This window comes from Haemophilus sp. SZY H56, from assembly GCF_054332415.1.
In genome coordinates, this window is sequence record NZ_JBTGNX010000005.1 from 68,603 (window position 1) to 88,876 (window position 20,274).

General features: G+C 39.8%; 20 protein-coding genes and 1 riboswitch. Of the genes, 11 read left to right on the forward strand and 9 right to left on the reverse strand.

The features are described from left to right. Nucleotides 1–21 precede the first annotated feature (21 nt). On the reverse strand, nt 22–759 hold the full coding sequence (locus ACXVWP_RS05025; RefSeq protein ID WP_289902118.1) for an ABC transporter permease: 738 nt from the start codon (nt 757–759) through the stop codon (nt 22–24). Beyond that, entirely contained in the window at nt 756–1,481 is a 726-nt protein-coding gene (locus tag ACXVWP_RS05030) for an ABC transporter ATP-binding protein (protein ID WP_126470271.1), read from the reverse strand. Before ACXVWP_RS05030 ends, ACXVWP_RS05025 begins: the two co-directional genes overlap by 4 nt. Before the next feature lie 74 nt (nt 1,482–1,555). Then, nucleotides 1,556–1,647, reverse strand: a riboswitch (TPP riboswitch). A gap of 423 nt (nt 1,648–2,070) precedes the next feature. On the opposite strand from ACXVWP_RS05030, the gene ACXVWP_RS05035 reads away from it, so the two are divergent. Then, nucleotides 2,071–2,916, forward strand: coding sequence for a 23S rRNA (adenine(2030)-N(6))-methyltransferase RlmJ (locus tag ACXVWP_RS05035; protein ID WP_289902119.1), 846 nt, complete (start codon nt 2,071–2,073; stop codon nt 2,914–2,916). Between the two features lie 35 nt (nt 2,917–2,951). Here ACXVWP_RS05035 and psiE read toward each other — a convergent pair whose 3' ends face one another. From psiE to rpsU, 4 genes are all read right to left on the reverse strand, one after another. Then, on the reverse strand, nt 2,952–3,368 hold the full coding sequence (gene psiE, locus ACXVWP_RS05040) for a phosphate-starvation-inducible protein PsiE (RefSeq protein ID WP_049362461.1): 417 nt from the start codon (nt 3,366–3,368) through the stop codon (nt 2,952–2,954). A 133-nt stretch (nt 3,369–3,501) separates the two neighbouring features. After that, a complete protein-coding gene (gene rpoD / locus ACXVWP_RS05045; RefSeq protein ID WP_297568394.1) occupies nt 3,502–5,391 on the reverse strand; it encodes an RNA polymerase sigma factor RpoD in 1,890 nt (629 codons plus the stop codon). A gap of 69 nt (nt 5,392–5,460) precedes the next feature. Next, complete coding sequence (dnaG, locus tag ACXVWP_RS05050) at nt 5,461–7,245, reverse strand: DNA primase (protein ID WP_289902120.1); 1,785 nt, start codon at nt 7,243–7,245, stop codon at nt 5,461–5,463. A gap of 135 nt (nt 7,246–7,380) precedes the next feature. After that, complete coding sequence (gene rpsU, locus ACXVWP_RS05055) at nt 7,381–7,596, reverse strand: 30S ribosomal protein S21 (protein WP_005694732.1); 216 nt, start codon at nt 7,594–7,596, stop codon at nt 7,381–7,383. A gap of 218 nt (nt 7,597–7,814) precedes the next feature. On the opposite strand from rpsU, the gene tsaD reads away from it, so the two are divergent. From tsaD to ACXVWP_RS05080, 5 genes are all read left to right on the forward strand, one after another. Next, a complete protein-coding gene (gene tsaD, locus ACXVWP_RS05060) occupies nt 7,815–8,843 on the forward strand; it encodes a tRNA (adenosine(37)-N6)-threonylcarbamoyltransferase complex transferase subunit TsaD (protein WP_289902121.1) in 1,029 nt (342 codons plus the stop codon). Nucleotides 8,844–8,852: 9 nt separating this feature from the next. Beyond that, a complete protein-coding gene (locus ACXVWP_RS05065; protein ID WP_049357145.1) occupies nt 8,853–9,089 on the forward strand; it encodes a hypothetical protein in 237 nt (78 codons plus the stop codon). Then, nucleotides 9,089–9,670 carry a thymidine kinase gene (locus ACXVWP_RS05070; RefSeq protein ID WP_049373832.1) on the forward strand — a complete coding sequence of 194 codons (582 nt, stop codon included), beginning with the start codon at nt 9,089–9,091 and terminating at the stop codon, nt 9,668–9,670. Before ACXVWP_RS05065 ends, ACXVWP_RS05070 begins: the two co-directional genes overlap by 1 nt. Before the next feature lie 36 nt (nt 9,671–9,706). Beyond that, nucleotides 9,707–10,927: an aromatic amino acid transport family protein gene (locus ACXVWP_RS05075; protein ID WP_128786770.1), complete on the forward strand. Its 1,221-nt coding sequence runs from the start codon at nt 9,707–9,709 to the stop codon at nt 10,925–10,927. Nucleotides 10,928–11,148: 221 nt separating this feature from the next. After that, on the forward strand, nt 11,149–11,535 hold the full coding sequence (locus tag ACXVWP_RS05080) for a YgiW/YdeI family stress tolerance OB fold protein (RefSeq protein ID WP_197560909.1): 387 nt from the start codon (nt 11,149–11,151) through the stop codon (nt 11,533–11,535). Between the two features lie 121 nt (nt 11,536–11,656). Here the strand turns inward: ACXVWP_RS05080 and ligA are convergent, their stop codons facing one another. After that, nucleotides 11,657–13,666, reverse strand: coding sequence for an NAD-dependent DNA ligase LigA (gene ligA, locus ACXVWP_RS05085; protein WP_458473287.1), 2,010 nt, complete (start codon nt 13,664–13,666; stop codon nt 11,657–11,659). 84 nt (nt 13,667–13,750) lie between these two features. Continuing rightward, the gene (zipA, locus tag ACXVWP_RS05090) at nt 13,751–14,773 is read right to left on the reverse strand and encodes a cell division protein ZipA (protein ID WP_329506318.1); all 1,023 of its coding nucleotides are present in this window, start codon (nt 14,771–14,773) and stop codon (nt 13,751–13,753) included. Between the two features lie 170 nt (nt 14,774–14,943). Between zipA and cysZ the strand changes: the two genes are divergently transcribed. The 5 genes from cysZ to ACXVWP_RS05115 all read left to right on the forward strand — a co-directional run bounded on the left by cysZ (nt 14,944) and on the right by ACXVWP_RS05115 (nt 19,142). Then, entirely contained in the window at nt 14,944–15,789 is an 846-nt protein-coding gene (gene cysZ / locus ACXVWP_RS05095) for a sulfate transporter CysZ (protein WP_289902167.1), read from the forward strand. Nucleotides 15,790–15,889: 100 nt separating this feature from the next. Further along, entirely contained in the window at nt 15,890–16,840 is a 951-nt protein-coding gene (gene cysK / locus ACXVWP_RS05100) for a cysteine synthase A (RefSeq protein ID WP_075915763.1), read from the forward strand. A gap of 48 nt (nt 16,841–16,888) precedes the next feature. Next, complete coding sequence (locus tag ACXVWP_RS05105; protein ID WP_297568407.1) at nt 16,889–17,662, forward strand: amino acid ABC transporter substrate-binding protein; 774 nt, start codon at nt 16,889–16,891, stop codon at nt 17,660–17,662. Further along, on the forward strand, nt 17,646–18,362 hold the full coding sequence (locus ACXVWP_RS05110; RefSeq protein ID WP_289902123.1) for an amino acid ABC transporter permease: 717 nt from the start codon (nt 17,646–17,648) through the stop codon (nt 18,360–18,362). Before ACXVWP_RS05105 ends, ACXVWP_RS05110 begins: the two co-directional genes overlap by 17 nt. A gap of 9 nt (nt 18,363–18,371) precedes the next feature. Beyond that, a complete protein-coding gene (locus ACXVWP_RS05115; RefSeq protein ID WP_128786765.1) occupies nt 18,372–19,142 on the forward strand; it encodes an amino acid ABC transporter ATP-binding protein in 771 nt (256 codons plus the stop codon). A gap of 69 nt (nt 19,143–19,211) precedes the next feature. Here the strand turns inward: ACXVWP_RS05115 and ACXVWP_RS05120 are convergent, their stop codons facing one another. Beyond that, on the reverse strand, nt 19,212–19,955 hold the full coding sequence (locus ACXVWP_RS05120; RefSeq protein ID WP_065286246.1) for an MIP/aquaporin family protein: 744 nt from the start codon (nt 19,953–19,955) through the stop codon (nt 19,212–19,214). Nucleotides 19,956–20,274 lie beyond the last annotated feature (319 nt).

The following is a 20,274-nucleotide window of genomic DNA, read 5'->3' on the forward strand; positions in this document are numbered from 1 at the left end:
GTCTCCTTTTGTCATGAAGTGTTAAACGTTCCAAATAAAACGGCGTAGTAGCCAATCAATGCTGAAATATAAACAAAGTGAAATTGCCACTAAGATCAGCAATGCGGCAAACATTAAATCTACCTGCATACGGGCGTTGGCATGAATCATCAAATAGCCAAGCCCTTCTGATGAACCCACCCATTCTCCAATTACAGCGCCAATTGGTGCGACTGAAACAGCAATGCGAAAGCCTGATGCAAATGCGGGTAAAGCAGCTGGTAAACGTACTTTAAGTAATAAACGCCAAGGGGATGGCTTGAATGTTTTGGCGAGATCAATCCAAGCTTTAGGTGTATTGCGTAAGCCATCGTAACAAGCTGCAGTTACAGGGAAATAGATAATGAGAATAGCCATAACAATTTTTGACGGCATGCCATAACCTAGCCAAAGTACGAGTATCGGAGCGATAGCAAAAACAGGAATTGCTTGAGAAATCACTAAAACCGGTAACAGTAAGGACGATATTTTAGGCGAAAAAGAGAGCAATAGGGCTGATGACAATCCAAAAAGAAAACCCAGTAGCAGCCCTAAGCCAATTTCAATTAAGGTGATTAGTGTATGTTGCCAAAGTAGTTCTGAATGAGAAGTTAATTGCAACCATACAGCTTGTGGAGAAGGAAATATGTAATGGGGAAAATCACCGAATACACCAATAAGTTGCCATAGACAAAGCAATATAACTCCAATAAAGAGCGGTTTAAGAAGGTTAAGTTTCATCTTTTTCCCTCTAATAACTCGTTCAATAATTGCTGTTGGAGCATCCACAAATTATTTTGGTTTAGATCTCGTGGTGCTTTACCTTCAGGTTTTATAACATCGGATAATGCTGATTGATTAGGCTGCGGTGAACGTAATACAAAAATACGTTGGCTTAAGCGTAATGCTTCTTGAGGATCATGGGTAACTAATAATACTGATTTATTTTTTAATAGTTCATAGGCCAAGTTTTGTAATTGGTAACGACTAATCGCATCAAGGGCAGAGAATGGTTCATCAAGTAAAACTAAATCAGCGTTTTGCATTAATACTCGAGCGAGCGCCACTCTTTGTTTTTGCCCTCCAGATAATTGAGCACTGTTTTTATGCAGATGCTCTGACATACCCACTTGTTCAAGTAATACTTTGGCTCGAATAGTGGTTTTTGCAGATTTATTTCCAAATAGTACGTTTTCTAATTGGACGTTATCAACAATTGAAAGCCAAGGATAAAGGGTATCTTTTTGCGGTAACCATGCCACTCGAATATGAGGATGGGAGGTGATATTGCCTTGAACTTTTCCTGGTATTTCAAGCCCTGCAATTAATCTCAAAAGCGTTGATTTACCTACACCAGAGCAGCCAAGTAAACTGACCCACTCATTAGGCAAAAGCGTTAAATCAAGGTGTTCAAATAGTACTTGCTCTCCAAAAGCAAGACTAAGATCCTGAATATTCACCATAGCATTAACCTAAGGATTAATAACCAAAGGTAACGGCAGAAAAGGAGTAAAAATAGGTATGAAGAATGAGAAAATATTTTGGCATATTAGTTTCCTACGTCAGTACTAACTGTTTCAGGTTCACGGGTATCATCTCAGCCACCTTGTGGCACCCCGACTAAAATTTGAAATAATTTTATATCGCAATTAAGAATAAAACAATAGGAAATGATATTAACTTTAGTTTAGATTTTTTTGTTTAGTCCTCAGGAGTCAATTTAAGTAATGAAAATAATAAGTTAAATTATAGACTCACTTTTCAAGTGTTATATTCAACGTTCTAGAAATGACTCCTTACCTTGTAAAATAAGACAACAAAAGTATTTATAATAAAAAACTAGATTCTCTATAAGCATATAATATATTATTAGTCCTTTAATTTGCTTTTCCATAAGTTGCTTGCCGGATTATAAAAATTTCTGACATCATGAATATCCCCTTGAATTCAAAGCTCTTCAAAGGTTTTAGTGTTTCAAGTGATAATATTTTTTCTACAGAAAAGTTATACCATCAATCTTGAGCGTACTTTTCTCATCATAAAGGAGAAACTATGTTAAGTTATCGCCACAGTTTTCATGCTGGCAACCACGCCGATGTGCTTAAGCACATTGTACTAATGCTGATTCTAGAAGATCTTTCACTAAAAGAAAAAGGTTTCTACTATCTCGACACCCATTCAGGTGTTGGCCGTTATCGCTTAAGTTCTAACGAATCAGAAAAAACCGGCGAATACAAAGAGGGAATTGGAAGACTTTGGGAAAGAACAGATTTACCCGAAGAGATTGCTCGCTACGTGGATCTCATTAAAAAGATCAATTATGGGGGTAAAGAATTACGCTATTATGCGGGTTCACCAATGATTGCTGCACAATTATTGCGTCCTCAAGATCGTGCATTACTGACAGAATTACACCCAAGCGATTTTCCATTATTACGCAATAATTTTAAAGAGTTTAAGAATATCACAACAAAATCAGAAAATGGTTTCCAACAACTCAAAGCCACACTTCCACCCAAAGAACGCAGAGGTTTGGTGCTTATTGATCCACCTTATGAATTAAAAGAAGATTATGATTTGGTGGTGAAAGCTATAGAAGAGGGTTATAAGCGCTTTGCGACAGGCACTTATGCGATTTGGTATCCCGTGGTACTTCGCCAGCAGACAAAACGCATTTTTAAAGGATTAGAAGCGACAGGGATTCGTAAAATTCTGAAAATTGAATTGGCTGTTCGCCCTGATAGTGATCAACGTGGTATGACCGCGAGTGGAATGGTGGTGATTAATCCACCTTGGCAATTAGAACAGCAAATGAAAGCTATTTTGCCTTATTTGACCCAAACGCTCGTCCCTGAAGGTACAGGAAGTTGGACAGTGGAATGGATTGTGCCGGAATAATCCATTCCAAAACCTTGGTCAAAATGACCGCACTTTTAAATTTTAATTTTATTGGAATACAACACTAAACAAAGTGCAATAACCATAATTAAAATCGCGCCTGCGAATAAGATGGTATCAACTGAGCTTTCATGATTCACAATAATCAAACGCAACATGGCCGTAATCCCTGCGTAAATAAAATAGCGTAAAGGAAAGTGATAGCCACTTTTAAAATATTGCACAATAAGGCCAATAAAACCGAAGTATAAGAAAAACATCACGGCTTGTTCAGCGACTTCATAAGGCACAACGCTTGATGTATTAAATACCATAATCGCTAAAGTGTACGTGATTTTAGCTAAAGCAATAATCAACACTAAAGCCAACGCGATAAGCGAAAAGCTTAATACTACTTTTAATACACCTGTCACTACTCGAGGCAGCTTTTCTAGTTCTTGAGATTCTTCCATAAAGTTCCTTTTTTGTTTTTAAATGACGAAAGTTGCGTATTTTAAAGGAATGTGATTTCGCGGTAAATAACCAAATTTAATCAAATAAAAAAGGCAGATATTTCTGCCTTTTCTTTTTTACATAAATGAATAATTACTCATCTAAGAAACTTCTCAATGTTTCTGAACGACTTGGATGACGTAGTTTACGTAATGCTTTCGCTTCAATCTGACGAATACGCTCACGGGTTACATCAAATTGTTTACCCACTTCTTCAAGTGTATGGTCGGTATTCATATCAATACCAAAACGCATACGTAACACTTTCGCTTCACGAGGAGTTAAACCTTCTAACACTTCATGAGTTGCCACTTTTAAGCTTTGTGCGGTTGCTGAATCTAATGGCAATTCAAGGGTTGAATCCTCAATGAAGTCACCTAAATGTGAATCATCGTCATCACCGATTGGGGTTTCCATTGAAATTGGCTCTTTCGCAATTTTAAGCACTTTACGGATTTTATCTTCTGGCATTCCCATGCGTTCAGCAAGCTCTTCTGGCGTCGCTTCACGTCCCATCTCTTGTAACATTTGACGAGAAATACGATTTAATTTATTAATCGTTTCAATCATATGAACAGGAATACGGATTGTGCGCGCTTGGTCTGCAATGGAACGCGTAATTGCCTGACGAATCCACCAGGTTGCATAGGTGGAGAATTTATAACCACGACGGTATTCAAATTTATCTACCGCTTTCATCAAACCGATATTCCCTTCTTGAATTAAATCCAAGAATTGTAAACCTCGGTTTGTATATTTTTTCGCAATAGAAATCACCAAACGTAAGTTGGCTTCAACCATTTCTTTTTTTGCACGGCGAGCTTTTTGTTCACCACGAGATACCGCATCACAAATCTCACGCATTTGTTGGATGGTAAGATTGGTATTTTGCTCAATATTCGCTAAGTTACCTAAAGATAAACGGATACGTTCTTCATATTTTGGTAAACGTTTTGCCCAAGCTTTCGTTGATTTTAATGCTTTTGCTACCCATGCATCACTGCTGCCATTCGCAACAATAAGCGCCTCAAATTCATCTTTTGGCATACCTGCAATATCAACTAATACTTTTTGTAGTTGACGCTCTTCTGCACGTACACGTTTCATCATATTCTTCATTGATAAAACAAGCGTATCGAATTGTTTAGGCACTAAACGGAATTGTTTAAAAATATCTGCGAGTAAAGCAATTTGATCTTTTGCGCGTTTACCACTGCGTCCGTGTTTTGCAATAGATGCTAATGTTTTAGTGTGTTGCTCTCTTAATGCCGAAAATCTTTCACGCGCTACTTCAGGATCGATGCTATTATCAGAATCGCTGTCATCAGAACTTGAGCTGCTATCGCTTTCATCTTCCTCATCGCTCTCATCATCAACTTCTGCAGCGACTTCAACACTTTCCTCTTCGTTAGCAAAATTCTCATCAATATTTGCTGCTTCCTCTGCGGCAATATTTGGATCCACAAATCCGGTAATTAAATCAGCTAAACGATAATTACCCGCTTCTACTTGATCATAATTATCTAATAATTCGGTTAACGCTTCTGGGTACGCCGCAATGGCGGTTTGAACTTCGTCAATTCCTTCCTCAATACGTTTTGCAATGCTGATTTCATCTTCACGGGTAAGAAGATCAACCGTTCCCATTTCACGCATATACATACGCACAGGGTCGGTTGTACGACCGATTTCAGATTCCACATTTGATAAAATTTGCGTTGCTTCTTCCACAGCATCTTCATCTGGAATCGTGTCATTCAACATCATTTCGTCACTTTCCGGTGCTTCATCCAGAACCGGAATACCAGCATCATGCTGTAAAGTTTGCAACAACTTATCGTAATATTCTGGATCGATCAAATCTTCTGGAAGCAAGTCATTGATCTCCGCATAAGTTAAATAACCTTGCGTACGACCCAATTCCATAAGCTGTTCAATTTGTTCTGAATATTGCTCGGCGGTAGATTGTTGATTTTGTTCCATTTTTATTCCCGTTTTGCGTTATTTTTGGAAGATAAAAGCCCTTGTTTTGAACAGGAGATTTTACCATTGTTATGACGGATTAACTAACTGTTTTTTCTGCTCTTCTTTTCCCTTGAGCAAATTCACTAAAATTGCTCGTTCTTGATCAGTTAAGCCTTCCGCCCTTTCTTTGGCGATAAGCATCTCAATATCACGTTCAATTGCTTGAATATTCAATCGACGATAGTTTTGAGAGAATGCATTAATGATTTCTAAGTCGTCTAATAGATGATCCCAAGAGGCTAATATTTCAAGGGGCTTGCTGAATTCTGTATCACGAAAATACTCTAAGATTTGCCCTGTTGTAATGCCTTCTCGTTCACGACAAAGTGCGGTCAATTTTTCGAGTAATTCGTAACCCGCCTCATGCTTTAAGGCTTGTAAACCCACATCCGAAATACGATTCACTAATTGTGAATTCTGTAATAACAGCGAAATCACCACACGCATTGGTGTTTTCTTAATAGTTTTTTGTGGCGTTTTAGGTTTGGGTTCAGCCTTGTCTATTTGATTTGGTATTAAGCTTTCAAGCTGTGATTGATCAAAGATTCCGAGCTTTTGCGCCAACATATTCCGCAATGATAGACGCAACATATCACCAGGGATTTGACGAATTAAAGGCGCTGCGAGTGCCACTAATTTGCCTCGTCCTTCTTGCGTCGAGAAATCTACTTGTGGACTTAAATGCGCAAATAAAAATTCTGTGAGGGACTGAGCTTGATCAATATATTCTTCAAACTTTTCTTTACCATATTGGCGAATATAAGTATCTGGGTCTTCTCCATCGGGTAGGAAAATAAACTTAATTTGTCGTCCATCTTCCAGATAGGGCAGGGCATTTTCAAGGGCACGCCAAGCGGCATCACGCCCTGCTCTATCACCATCATAGCAGCAAATAACTTGCTCTGTTGAACGAAACAATAATTGAATTTGCTCCGATGTCGTTGATGTCCCAAGAGAAGCCACCGCATAATTGACACCAAATTGCGCCAATGCCACCACGTCCATGTAGCCTTCAACCACCAGTAATTTTTCTGGCTCATCATTAATTTGTAAGGCTTCATACAAGCCATAAAGCTCATTTCCTTTATGGTATGTAATAGTTTCGGGTGAGTTTAGATATTTGGGTTTTTCATCCGTTAAAACGCGTCCACCAAAGGCAACCGTACGACCACGTTTATCCCGAATCGGAAACATAATACGATTACGGAATTTATCGTACACATTGCCACGATCGTTTCGAGAAAGCATACCTAAATCAAACAGTTTTTTCTGTTCTTCTCGATTTTTGCCGAATTGACGCAACACCGTATCCATCGCATTGGGCACATAACCGATTTGAAAACGAGCAATAATTTCTGGCGATAAACCACGTTGCTGAAGATAGCTTTGAGCAGGAATATTTAGCGGTAGTTGAGCTTGATAAAACGACGCAATCTCTTGCATCAAATCGTATAAATTACGTTTTGTCTGATAGCTCACATCAGGTTTATTGCCGAATTGGTTTGCACGTTTTTCATAAGGCACTTCAAGCCCTGCCGAAGCGGCAAGTTCTTCAACGGCTTCAACAAATTCTAATTTGTCATAATCCATTAAAAATGAAATGGCATTACCTTTCGCGCCACAGCCGAAGCAATAATAGAATTGTTTTTTTTCACTTACCGTAAAGGAGGGTGTTTTTTCGTGATGAAACGGACAACAAGCTTGATAATCTCGTCCCGCTTTTTTGAGTTTCACACGCGCATTAATCACATCGACAATATTCGATTTTGTGAGCAGATCATCAATAAATTGGCGTGGAATAGAGCCTTTCATTGCCTTGCCTCCTTGAATACGATGCAAAAGTGCGGTTGATTTTGCGTGATTTTTTTGATGAGTTTAAAGCAACAAAACCGTGATACCCAAAAGGTTTCACGGTTTGTCTTAACTCGAGTTAGAAAATACTACAAATTAGTATAAACGGGTATTGCGCGCATTTTCGCGAGCATTACGTTTAGCGTGACGTTTAGCAAGTGTTGCTTTTTCACGTTTACGGATTGTAGTTGGTTTTTCATAGAATTCACGAGCGCGAACTTCTGCTAAAATACCAGCTTTTTCGCAAGAGCGTTTGAAACGACGTAAAGCTACGTCGAATGATTCGTTTTCACGTACTTTAATTACAGGCATAAGCCAATCACCTCAATGAGTTTAATTTAATTGCAATTTTAAATTTTTATTACTGCCGAATGAACGGCAAATTCAATAAAGGACGCAATTCTAATCGATCTTCCCTGCAAAAGCAAAGGAAAGATCGCCTATTTGCTGAAAATTTGGCGTTTGAACTGGTTTAAGCGGGCTAAACAAGGTAAAATCTTTGCCAATTTTTTTAATAAAATGAGAAGAAAATGCGTATTTTAGGGATCGAAACCTCCTGTGATGAAACAGGTGTCGCGATTTATGATGAAGACAAAGGCTTAATTGCTAATCAACTCTACACGCAAATTGCCTTGCATGCGGATTACGGCGGTGTGGTGCCAGAACTGGCTTCTCGCGATCACATTCGCAAAACAGCACCATTAATTAAAGCAGCATTAGAAGAAGCTAATTTAACCGCTGATCAAATTGATGGTATCGCCTATACAAGTGGCCCAGGTTTAGTGGGGGCATTATTAGTGGGCGCAACAATCGCACGTTCACTGGCTTATGCCTGGAATGTGCCCGCTATTGGCGTACACCACATGGAAGGTCATCTACTTGCGCCAATGCTTGATGAAAATCGACCGCACTTTCCATTTATTGCCCTCTTAGTTTCAGGTGGACATACGCAATTAGTGCGCGTTGATGGTGTGGGTAAATATGAAGTCATTGGCGAATCTATTGATGATGCGGCAGGTGAAGCCTTTGATAAAACCGCAAAATTATTAGGGTTAGATTACCCTGGTGGTGCAGCACTTTCACATTTAGCCGAAAAAGGATCGCCGGATCGTTTTGTATTTCCACGTCCAATGACAGATCGACCAGGCCTTGATTTTAGCTTTTCAGGTTTAAAAACCTCAGCGGCTAACACCATTAATCAAGCGCTCAAACAAGAAGGGGAATTAACCGACCAAACCAAAGCCGATATTGCCTTTGCCTTCCAAGATTCCGTCGTGGATACGCTCGCCATTAAATGTAAACGTGCCTTAAAAGAAACCGGCTATAAACGTTTAGTGATTGCTGGCGGGGTGAGTGCAAACAAAAAATTACGTGAAACCCTTGGCGCTATGATGAAAAATCTTGGTGGTGAAGTATTTTACCCGCAACCTCAATTTTGTACCGATAATGGTGCCATGATTGCCTACACAGGCTTTTTGCGCTTAAAACAAGGTCAGAATAGCGATCTCGCCATTGATGTTAAACCACGTTGGGCAATGACTGAACTCCCTGCAATTTAAGGAAAAAATATGGAAAATATGATTAAAGTGAGAGCTATGCGTGCAGCCGGTATCGCTTGTTTTTTAGTGCTCGCGATTATTGGCGCATGGATTTTTACCACACCAAGTGGCGATATCGTTAGCGCGCTTTCAGCTGCCGGAAAAATGGTTGGCGGTGGTGCAACTTACGGTACCTTTATGCTAGCAGCCTGTCCACCTGTTGCAGGATTTATTGCCTATTATTTCTGGAAATGGGTGATTAAATAATGGCAAAACTCTATTTTTACTACTCTACGATGAATGCGGGCAAATCAACCACGTTGCTGCAATCTTCCTATAACTACCGTGAACGCAATATGAACACCATGGTTTATACGGCTGCCATTGATGACCGTTTTGGATTAGGCAAAGTCACGTCACGTATTGGTATTCATGAAGATGCCAATTTATTTACGTCAACGAGTGACCTTTTTGCCGAAGTGAGCCAACATTTACAACAAGAAAAAATTCATTGTGTTTTGGTTGATGAAGCCCAGTTTTTAACGAAACAACAAGTCTATCAATTAAGTGATGTCGTAGATAAACTGAAGATTCCTGTGCTTTGTTATGGCTTACGCACAGACTTCCAAGCTGAGCTATTTGAAGGTAGCAAGTATTTACTTGCTTGGGCAGATCAACTAGAAGAATTAAAAACAATCTGTTATTGTGGGCGTAAAGCCAATTTCGTTTTACGTTTAAATGAACAAGGTGAAGTCATTAAGGAAGGGGAACAAATCCAAATTGGTGGAAACGACTCCTATCTTTCGGTTTGCCGCTATCATTACAAAGAAAAGTGCGGTCAGCTTTAACCTCATTTTTCAATTTTATACTCGGAGGACAATTTTATGCTAAAAAACAAAACATTCGGCAGTGCCTTAATCATTGCAGGCACAACCATCGGGGCGGGAATGCTCGCGATGCCATTAACCTCTGCTGGTATTGGTTTTGGTTACACCGTTTTCTTATTGGTCGGCTTATGGGCACTTTTAGTTTACAGTGGTTTGCTTTTTGTTGAAGTGTATCAAACTGCCGATCGCTTGAATGATGGCGTGGCGACTCTCGCGGAGAAATACTTTGGCATCACTGGGCGTGTCTTAGCCACCTTTAGTTTGCTTATTTTACTTTATGCCCTTTCTGCAGCCTACATCACTGGTGGTGGTTCATTATTATCGGGTTTACCAACCGCTTTTGGTTTCGAAAGTCTTTCCTCCGAACTTTCAATTATTATATTTACTGTCGTACTCGGTGCCTTTGTGGTTGTAGGTACAAGAGGTGTTGATGGTGCCACCCGTATTCTGTTCATCGGTAAATTAATTGCCTTTGCTTTTGTGTTGTTCATGATGTTACCCAAAGTATCTGTCGATAACCTGATGGCCTTACCTTTAAATTATGCTTTCGTGATCTCTGCAGCGCCAATTTTCTTTACCTCCTTTGGCTTCCACATCATCATGGGCAGCGTAAACAGCTATTTAGATGGTAGTGTTACTCAATTCCGTAAAGCGATTTTAATTGGTACAGCGATTCCACTCGTCGCTTATTTAGTGTGGCAATTAGCGACTCACGGCGTATTAAGTCAAAATGAATTCGTGCAAGTACTCCAAGCGGATCCAACACTTAACGGATTAGTGAACGCGACGCGTCAAATCACGAATTCCCACATCATGGGCGAAATCGTGCGTGTATTCTCAGCACTTGCATTAATCACCTCTTTCCTTGGTGTGATGCTAGGGGTATTTGAAGGTTTAGGCGATTTATTCAAACGTTACAAATTACCACACAACCGTTTAACACTGACGGTTGCCGCCTTCACACCACCACTTGCGTTCGCCTTGTATTATCCTGAAGGTTTTATCGCCGCATTAAGCTATGCTGGCTTACTCTGTGCGTTCTATTGCTTGATTTTGCCTATCGGACTGGCATGGAAAACCCGTCAAGCGAATCCGAATCTGCCTTATCGTGTAATCGGTGGTAATGTGACTTTAGTGATTGCGTTAATCATTGGTGTAGCAATTATGATCGTGCCATTCTTAATTCAAGCGGGTTACCTACCGGCTGTGGCAGGCTAAAGTGCGGTAGATTTTCAAGGCATTTTTCTTATAAAAAGTAGGGCTTAAACGCCCTATTTTTTTATTTTCAAAAAGTTTTCATTTTTTTATCTCTCTTAATCTTTCCTTAAGATTCTCTTGTTTAAATACACTCATCGAAGGTAAACAACCCAATCGATAAATAAATTTGAAAGCAAAACTTTCAACTTACTTTATGATTATCTTATTTAGGAGAACAAACTATGAAAAAATTACTTACTGTTGCAGCTATCGCATTATCTTCTGTTGCCGTATATAACACCGCAATGGCGCAAGGATTTAATGATGGAAAGAATCAAGTCACTCAACAAGGTTTTGTAGATGAAAGCGTCATTGTGAAAACCGTCGCTGATGCATTAAATGCCAATGATAACACTCCAGTTCGTTTAGACGGACAAATTGTAAAACAAATTGGTAAAAAGGATTTCTTATTTAAAGATGCAAGTGGAAAAGAAATCCAAATTGAAGTCAGCAAAAAAGCATGGAATGGTCAAACGATAGCACCTCAAGATAACATTCAAATTATCGGTAAAGTCGATAAAGAATGGAATAAAACAGATATTGATGTGAAACAAATCATCAAAAAATAAGTAACAAAATGACCGCACTTAATCTTGAGATGAGATGAAGTGCGGTCAATTTTGAGCGTATTTTTGAGATAAAAAATGGGGCGTATTCATCTGCGCCCCATTTTGTTTTCTAACCGTTTAACTATGACTGAATTTCTGCAATGAACTCTTCTTCCGTTAGCACAGTAACACCTAATTCTTGTGCTTTTGTGAGCTTAGAACCCGCCGCATCACCGGCAATCACAAAATCCGTTTTTGCTGAAACCGAGCCGCTCACTTTCGCGCCCATGTCTTGTAATAAGGCTTTAGCTTCATTGCGTCCCATTTGAGTTAAGGCTCCGGTTAACACAACCGTTTTGCCTTTAAAACGATTTTCTGTTACTTCTTTAGTTTCCACTGTTTCCCAATGTACGCCTTGAGCGATCAAATCATTCACCACAGACACGTTATGTGGCTCGTGCCAAAACGCTAAAATACGATTTGCCACCACTTCTCCTACATCCGGTACTTGTTGTAAGGCTTCTAAATCTGCATTTTGTAACGCTTCTAGGGTTTTGAAATGATTTGCTAAATTCAATGCCGTTGCTTCACCCACTTCACGAATCCCTAGAGCAAAAATAAAACGTGCTAACGTCGTATTTTTTGCTTTTTCAAGGCTGGCTAAGGCATTTTCAGCAGATTTTACGCCCATTCTTTCCAAACGGGTTAGCGTGGTTAAATCTAACTTGAATAAATCGGCTGGCGTATGAATTAATTCACGATCCACTAACTGCTCGATCAATTTGCCCCCTACGCCATCAATATCCATGGCCTTGCGAGAAACGAAATGTTTAAGCGCTTCTTTACGCTGTGCTGCACAGAACAAACCGCCCGTACAACGCGCTACCGCTTCACCTTCAATACGAACAATGGCTGAATCACATACAGGACAAGTTTCTGGGAAAACAATTGGTCTTGTATCCGCTGGGCGACGATCGTGCAATACGCCGATAATTTGTGGGATCACATCCCCCGCACGGCGAATCACTACCGTATCACCAATCGCAATATCCAAACGTTCAATTTCATCACCATTATGCAATGTGGCATTACTTACCGTTACCCCTGCCACAAATACCGGCTCTAATTTTGCTACTGGGGTAATTGCACCCGTTCTGCCTACTTGGAATTCCACGTCATTTAAGCGAGTTAATTCTTCTTGCGCAGGGAATTTATAAGCAATCGCCCAACGTGGCGCCTTGGAGATAAAACCTAATTTCTCTTGTAACGCAATATCATTAATTTTCAGCACGGTACCATCAATATCATAGCCAAGGGAACTGCGTTTATTTTGAATATCACGATAAAAATCCAACACTTCATCTGTGCCGTTACATAAACGGATTTCTGGGTTTACCGGAATCCCAATAGACTTCAACCATTGCAAACGATCATAATGCGTATTTGGTAAATCCACCCCTTCTGCAATACCAATACCATAAGCATTCAATACCAATGGACGCTTACTCGTAATTTTTGGATCGAGCTGTCGCAACGAACCTGCTGCTGCATTACGTGGATTAGCAAAGGTTTTCTCGCCTTTCTCTAAAGCCTGTTGATTTAAACGCTCAAAGCCTTCATGTGGCATAAACACTTCACCACGCACTTCTAAACGTGCAGGTGGATTGTCCATTAAAAGTTGCAAGGGAATATTTCGAATTGTACGGATATTCGCGGTAATATCCTCCCCTGTTGCCCCATCACCACGGGTTGCGGCTTGAGTCAGTACGCCATTCACATACAAAATACTCACCGCTAAACCATCTAATTTCGGCTCACAGCAGAAAGTAAGAGGTTCAGGCAAACGAATAAGACGATCTTCAATACGTTTTACGAATGCATAGAATTCCTCGTTTGAAAAGGCATTATCCAAAGACAGCATTGGAATTTCATGACGAATTTGAGCAAAACCAGAAAGCGGTTTGGCGCCTACACGTTGAGTAGGTGAATCTGCCGTAATGCGTTCCGGATGGGCGGCTTCTAAGGCTTTAAGTTGATGAAATAAACGGTCATATTCTGCATCAGGAATCGTTGGGTTATCCAATACATGATATTCATATTCATAACGACGAAGATCCTGACGTAATTTATCAATTTGTTGCTGAAGGCTCATAATGTTCTCTAACAGTTTGTTCATTGAATTAAAATGGGCGAACCATCGCGGCTCGCCCAAAGTGCGGTTATTTTTCGTGCGTTTTTATGCGATACGAGATAAATAATCCTGCTCTGCTACATCATCAAAAATTTCTTGTTGTTCAGTCAGCACTACACCATCTAAATCTTCTGCAATAGTTTTCGCTGCGCGAATCATGGTACGTAAGTTGGCCAAATTATTACCTGGCGATGGCAATTGCATAAAGAACACAATCCCAATGGTTGAAAACTCAGCCATATTGTAATAATCAAACGTACCTGGCTGTTCAATATTCGCTACGCTAAATAATACAGGACTCGCTACACTCAAATCTAAATGGCGATGATACATTTGATGTTCACCAAAAATAAAACCAAGATTTTCCAAAGATTGTGATAATTGCGGTCCATAAAAGTCACGATTTTGATTCGAAATCACATAAAGTTGAACAAAACCAGAGGTTTGTTTTGGTTTCTCTACTTCGACAGGTTCGTGATAATTAAAATGCACATTGTCATGTGTAGCATTCTGTGAACTTAATGACATTTCCGCTAACTGCTCACGCAATTCAGGCGAAGAAGAATTCACACCGTCAAAATCATTGCTTTGCGCTTCTAATTCTTCGATTGTCATTTCTACTACACGACGCTTCGACTGCTCATTAGCGTCAAGAGAAGCTGCAGACTCGGATTGCGATGCTGAAGGTGATTGAACAGACTCGATTTCATAAACAGACTGATTTGGTAAGGAGATTTTTATATCATCGACACTTTTTTCTGTTTGACGAGCATCCTCTTGGGTTCGTTGCTCTTCAACCTGGCTCACCACCTGTGGCATAACATTGAATCGATCGGTAGTTTGCTGTACTGTTTGTACGCTCTCTGCACTATGCGTTAAAGAGATATCCGCATTGACATCGGCCGCTTGCGAAAAAGGATTGACCTCCTCACTTTTAAAAGTGCGATTAAATGCATTCGCATTTTTAAAATACTTTGATTTCTCTCGACGATTTGACCATAATCCGTGTACCACTAGGGCAATTAAAGCGATCACTCCTAAAATGATCAAAATGGTATTCAAATCCATTCTTGTTGCTCCTTGACGCAATAATTTTTGCTAATCCTATCACATTTCACCAAGTGAAAAAATAGGGATACAAACAAGATATTAAAAGGAACAAAATGGAATTTTTCTCAAAAAACATTGTCTTTCTGTGAGATTTTGTGCTTTTTACTTTTCAATTCAAAGGAACAATGATGATCGATCAAAATGAAATAAAATCTGCTTTCAATCATTTCGTAATGGGTTGGCATTTTATTACGCAAAAAGGACTCCGCCGTTTTGTGATTATGCCAATTTTACTTAACGTCGTTCTACTTACAGGCTTATTTTGGCTATTCGTTTCACAAATCTCCACGATGATTGACTGGGTGATGAGCTTTATTCCAGATTGGCTAAGCTTTTTAAGCGTGATTTTGCTTGTGTTGTCTATTGGCTCAATTCTCTTATTTTTCTATTTTGCCTTTACAACGCTTTCAGGCTTTATTGCCGCACCGTTTAATGGATTATTAGCAGAAAAAGTCGAAAAAATGCTAACTGGTGAAGCCGTTAATGATGATGGTTTTGCCGAAATTATGAAAGATGTGCCACGTATGCTAAATCGTGAATGGCAAAAACTGTGGTACAGCTTACCGAAATTCGTAGGCTTATTCCTATTGAGTTTTATCCCTGTTATCGGACAAACCATTATTCCGGTACTGACCTTCTTATTTACTTTCTGGATGATGGCAATTCAATATTGTGATTACCCATTTGATAATCATAAAATTTCTTTTGGCATTATGAAAAACGCATTAGGCGAAAGACGCATACAAAGCCTGACATTCGGAGCATTAATCACCCTTTGTACCGCATTACCGATTGTGAATTTAGTCGTTATTCCCGTTGCAGTCTGTGGTGCGACCATAATGTGGGTCGAAAATTATCGCTCACAATTAAAATTTGATATGAATTTTGACCGCACTTCAGGTTCAACACAAATTGTGACACGTTCTACAAGTACGGAAATTAAGCCTTCGGGAAACAGCATCGTGAATAAATAGCATTTAGTTATAAAATATAGCGATTAACTATTTTTTGAATTTAAAAGCTGGTGTTATAACTATTGCATCAAATTATTCCAAAATATAAAAGGACAGTAAAATGACAATTTATGCAGATAACTCATACTCAATCGGTAATACGCCATTAGTTCGTTTAAAACATTTCGGACACAATGGTAACGTTGTCGTAAAAATTGAAGGTCGTAACCCTAGCTTTAGCGTGAAATGCCGTATTGGTGCCAACATGATCTGGCAAGCGGAAAAAGATGGCATTTTAACGGCTGGTAAAGAAATAGTAGATGCGACTAGTGGTAACACCGGTATCGCTTTAGCCTATGTGGCTGCCGCACGCGGTTATAAAATCACCTTAACCATGCCTGAAACCATGAGTCTTGAACGTAAACGTTTATTACGTGGTTTAGGCGTCAATCTTGTGCTCACTGAAGGCTCAAAAGGGATGAAAGGTGCAATCGCTAAAGCAGAAGAAATTGTGGCGTCTAATCCAAATCATTATGTGATGCTAAAACAATTTGAAAACCCGGCTAACCCTGACATTCACCGTCAAACTACTGGTGAAGAAATTTGGAAAGATACGGAAGGTAAAGTCGATGTTGTGGTTGCTGGTGTGGGTACCGGTGGTACAATTACCGGTATTTCTCGTGCGATCAAACTCGATCACGGTAAAAAAATTACCTCTGTGGCGGTTGAACCAACAGAATCACCTGTTATTAGCCAAACCCTTGCAGGCCAAGAAGTAAAACCAGGTCCACACAAAATTCAAGGTATCGGTGCGGGCTTCATTCCGAAAAACTTAGATTTATCATTAATTGATCGCGTGGAAACTGTAGATAGCGATACTGCGATTGCTACCGCTCGCCGTTTAATGGCTGAAGAAGGGATTCTTGCGGGTATTTCCTCTGGAGCCGCTGTGGCAGTAGCTGACCGCTTAGCAAAACTACCAGAATTCCAAGATAAATTAATCGTCGCGATCTTACCTTCTGCATCAGAACGTTATTTAAGTACGGCGTTATTTGAAGGAATTGAGGCTTAGTGATTAAGCCTCACTATTTCACTTTTAGATGTAAATAAAGGAACACTTATGAAAAAATCATTTTTTAGCACCGCACTTTTAGCGGCTGGATTAGCTCTTTCTACTTTTGCTAACGCAGGTGAAATTGCTGATCGCGTTGAACAAACTAAAACCTTATTAGTCGGTACTGAGGGAACTTACGCACCATTCACTTTCCACGACAAAGATGGCAAGTTAACGGGTTTTGATGTGGAAATTATCGAAAATGTCGCACAAAAATTAGGTTGGAAAGTCGAATTCAAAGAAACCGCTTGGGACGGTATGTATGCAGGTTTAAACGCAAAACGCTTTGATGTTATTGCAAACCAAACCAATCCAAGCCCAGAACGTTTAAAAAAATATGATTACAGTGCACCTTATAACTACTCTGCTGGCGTAATCGTGACGAAAGCTGATAACGATAGCATTAAATCATTCCCTGATTTAAAAGGTAAAAAATCTGCACAATCTGCAACTAGTAACTGGAGCAAAGATGCTCGTGCTAATGGTGCAATTATTGTAACCGTTGATAGCTTGGCGCAAAACCTTGAAGCAGTAAAACAAGGTCGTGTTGACGCAACTGTAAATGATAAACTCGCGGTGTTAGATTACTTCAAAAAACAACCTAATGCAGGCTTAAAAATTGCTGTAGAAAGTGATAAAAAAATCCCGACCAGTTTTGCTTTCTTGAAAGGTGAAGAACCGCTTATTGCGAAAGTAAACCAAGCACTTGAAGAACTACGCAAAGACGGAACGTTAAAACAAATTTCAATCAAATGGTTTGGCGATGACATTACTCAATAATTGGTTAGCAAGCCTTCCATTTATGACCGCAGAACGAGCTGATTATGTAATCAGCTCGTTTTGGCCTATGATGGAAGGGGCAATTTTATATACGATTCCCCTAGCGGTAATTTCCTTCTTTTGCGGTTTATTCATTGCTGTTATTGTGGCTGTGATTTGCACATTACCGCATCCCAATTTAATGACCAAAATTCTGCAGGGCATTTGCCGCACTTATATTTCAATTATTCGTGGCACGCCAATGTTGGTGCAGATCTTCATTATCTTCTACGGTTTACCTGAAATTGGTATCAAGCTAGAACCTTTTCCAACCGCAATTATTGCGTTCTCCATTAACATTGGTGCTTATGCGGCAGAAACGGTAAGGGCCTCCATTCTTGCGATTCCTAAAGGTCAATGGGAAGCCTCTTATGCGATAGGCATGAATTACACACAAGCTTTCGTGCGTACCATTATGCCGCAAGCTTTACGTATTTCCGTCCCTTCGCTATCAAACACTTTCATTAGCACGGTGAAAGATACTTCTCTTGCTTCACTCGTTTGGATCGCTGAATTATTCCGTGTAGCGCAAAACATCACGGCTGAAAACTATGAGTTTATTTTAATTTATAGTGAAGCAGCCCTTATTTATTGGGTATTCTGTTTTGTGCTGTCGATAGGGCAAACCCGCTTAGAAAAACGCCTTTCTCGCCATTTATAAGGACTGGTTATGTTAAAAGTCACGAATATTCAGAAAAGTTTTAATGGCCACCATGTATTAAAAAGCATTGATTTTGAAATTAATAAAGGTGAAGTGGTTGCCATTCTGGGCCCATCAGGTTCAGGCAAAACGACCTTTTTACGCTGTTTAAATTTGCTCGAACGCCCAGAAAAAGGGGTATTAGCATTTACCGATGGAAGCTTAACTATTGATTTCAGCAAGAAGATCAGCAAATCCGATGAACTAAAATTGCGTCGTCGTTCCTCAATGGTGTTCCAACAATACAACCTATTTCCTCACCGCACGGCTCTTGAGAATGTGATGGAAGGGATGGTGGTTGTGCAAAAACAACCAAAAGAGACTGCTCGTGAAAAAGCCTTGGCATTATTGGAAAAAGTCGGTTTAAAAGCAAAAGCGGATTTATATCCCTCTCAACTTTCTGGTGGTCAACAGCAACGTGTCGGGATCGCCCGAGCTTTAGCGGTTAAACCCGATATTATCTTGTTAGATGAGCCCACTTCCGCTCTTGACCCGGAACTCGTTGGTGAAGTGTTACAGGCACTCAAAATGCTCGCACAAGAAGGCTGGACAATGATTATCGTCACCCATGAGTTGAATTTTGCCAAAGATGTGGCAGATCGTGTGATTCTTATGGAAAATGGTCATATTGTTGAACAAAATACCGCAGCTGAATTCTTCAGTCATCCACAGCAAGAGCGCACCAAACAATTCTTATTGCAAGCTAAAATGCCGATGGAATTCGAAGATTATTGTATTTAATCCCCCTAAATACAAAAAGAGCGGTCAAAAAACATCATGAATTTTGACCGCTCTTTCTATTAGAATAAATTACATAATGGCGTTATAGAATACCGCTGCTAAAGCCGCCCCGATAAATGGACCTACAACCGGAACCCAACTGTATCCCCAGTCAGCTTTAGTTTTTAATGTACCACCAAGTAAAAGACCTAAAGTTAAGCGCGGACCAAGATCTCGAGCTGGGTTGATCGCATAACCGGTTGTTCCACCTAAACTTAAACCAATTGCCCAAACTAAAATCGCGACTGGTAATGCCCCGATAGAACCTAAACCAATTGGCGTGCTTTCTGCTGTGCCAGGTAAAGTGATGTTTGCACCTGCAAGATAGAAAATCACGAAGACGAGTACGAAGGTACCAACGATTTCGTTCACTAAGTTGATTGGATAGTTACGAATTGCTGGTTCAGTACAGAAACAAGCGCGTTTTAAGCCCTCTTCTTCAGTCGCTGCAAAGTGATCTTTATACATAATGTAAACCAACAACGCACCAACCATGCCACCCACCACTTGTGCCGCGATGTAGCCCGGCACCAATTCCCAAGCAAATGCACCTTTCATTGCTACACCAAGTGTTACCGCAGGATTTAAGTGTGCCCCACTGTAAGGTCCCGTTACAACAACCGCCACATACACCGCAAATGCCCATGCGGTAGTGATCACAATCCAACCAGAACTTTGCCCTTTCGTTTTATTTAAGCATACGTTGGCCACTACACCGTTACCTAACAGGATGAGAAGTGCTGTGCCAAAAAATTCTGCAAAATAGGCATTCATAAGAAAATCTCCAAATAATGATTAACTTAATGATTTCATTAAAGAAATCTTGCTTTGCAATTCGTTTCGTTGTTTGATCAAATATTGAGATACTCAAAGTGAGTGGCTTCATTATCTAGTTTTAACCAATTAATTCAATAGATGAAACCGATCTATTTTCTAAAAATGAGAGAGCGATCACATTATTTTGTGCGTTAACGCAATCGTTTACATATTTTCAGGAAAAAATTTGTGATCACAGTCACAAAATCAAATATTGCTTATTCCAATTAAGTTCGAATTCAATTAAGTTAGGTTCGCAATTTGTTCGTTTAAGCTC

Bases quoted from the DNA above. Each gene is read 5' to 3' on its own strand.
- ACXVWP_RS05115 (WP_128786765.1), top strand. From the start codon at position 18,372: ATGTTAAAAGTCACGAATATTCAGAAAAGTTTTAATGGCCACCATGTA.
- ACXVWP_RS05070 (WP_049373832.1), top strand. From the start codon at position 9,089: ATGGCAAAACTCTATTTTTACTACTCTACGATGAATGCGGGCAAATCA.
- ACXVWP_RS05025 (WP_289902118.1), bottom strand. From the start codon at position 759: ATGAAACTTAACCTTCTTAAACCGCTCTTTATTGGAGTTATATTGCTT.
- ACXVWP_RS05030 (WP_126470271.1), bottom strand. From the start codon at position 1,481: ATGGTGAATATTCAGGATCTTAGTCTTGCTTTTGGAGAGCAAGTACTA.
- psiE (WP_049362461.1), bottom strand. From the start codon at position 3,368: ATGGAAGAATCTCAAGAACTAGAAAAGCTGCCTCGAGTAGTGACAGGT.
- rpsU (WP_005694732.1), bottom strand. From the start codon at position 7,596: ATGCCTGTAATTAAAGTACGTGAAAACGAATCATTCGACGTAGCTTTA.
- cysK (WP_075915763.1), top strand. From the start codon at position 15,890: ATGACAATTTATGCAGATAACTCATACTCAATCGGTAATACGCCATTA.
- ACXVWP_RS05110 (WP_289902123.1), top strand. From the start codon at position 17,646: ATGACATTACTCAATAATTGGTTAGCAAGCCTTCCATTTATGACCGCA.
- ACXVWP_RS05075 (WP_128786770.1), top strand. From the start codon at position 9,707: ATGCTAAAAAACAAAACATTCGGCAGTGCCTTAATCATTGCAGGCACA.
- rpoD (WP_297568394.1), bottom strand. From the start codon at position 5,391: ATGGAACAAAATCAACAATCTACCGCCGAGCAATATTCAGAACAAATT.
- dnaG (WP_289902120.1), bottom strand. From the start codon at position 7,245: ATGAAAGGCTCTATTCCACGCCAATTTATTGATGATCTGCTCACAAAA.
- cysZ (WP_289902167.1), top strand. From the start codon at position 14,944: ATGATCGATCAAAATGAAATAAAATCTGCTTTCAATCATTTCGTAATG.
- ACXVWP_RS05080 (WP_197560909.1), top strand. From the start codon at position 11,149: ATGAAAAAATTACTTACTGTTGCAGCTATCGCATTATCTTCTGTTGCC.
- ligA (WP_458473287.1), bottom strand. From the start codon at position 13,666: ATGAGCCTTCAGCAACAAATTGATAAATTACGTCAGGATCTTCGTCGT.
- ACXVWP_RS05065 (WP_049357145.1), top strand. From the start codon at position 8,853: ATGGAAAATATGATTAAAGTGAGAGCTATGCGTGCAGCCGGTATCGCT.
- tsaD (WP_289902121.1), top strand. From the start codon at position 7,815: ATGCGTATTTTAGGGATCGAAACCTCCTGTGATGAAACAGGTGTCGCG.
- ACXVWP_RS05105 (WP_297568407.1), top strand. From the start codon at position 16,889: ATGAAAAAATCATTTTTTAGCACCGCACTTTTAGCGGCTGGATTAGCT.
- ACXVWP_RS05035 (WP_289902119.1), top strand. From the start codon at position 2,071: ATGTTAAGTTATCGCCACAGTTTTCATGCTGGCAACCACGCCGATGTG.
- zipA (WP_329506318.1), bottom strand. From the start codon at position 14,773: ATGGATTTGAATACCATTTTGATCATTTTAGGAGTGATCGCTTTAATT.
- ACXVWP_RS05120 (WP_065286246.1), bottom strand. From the start codon at position 19,955: ATGAATGCCTATTTTGCAGAATTTTTTGGCACAGCACTTCTCATCCTG.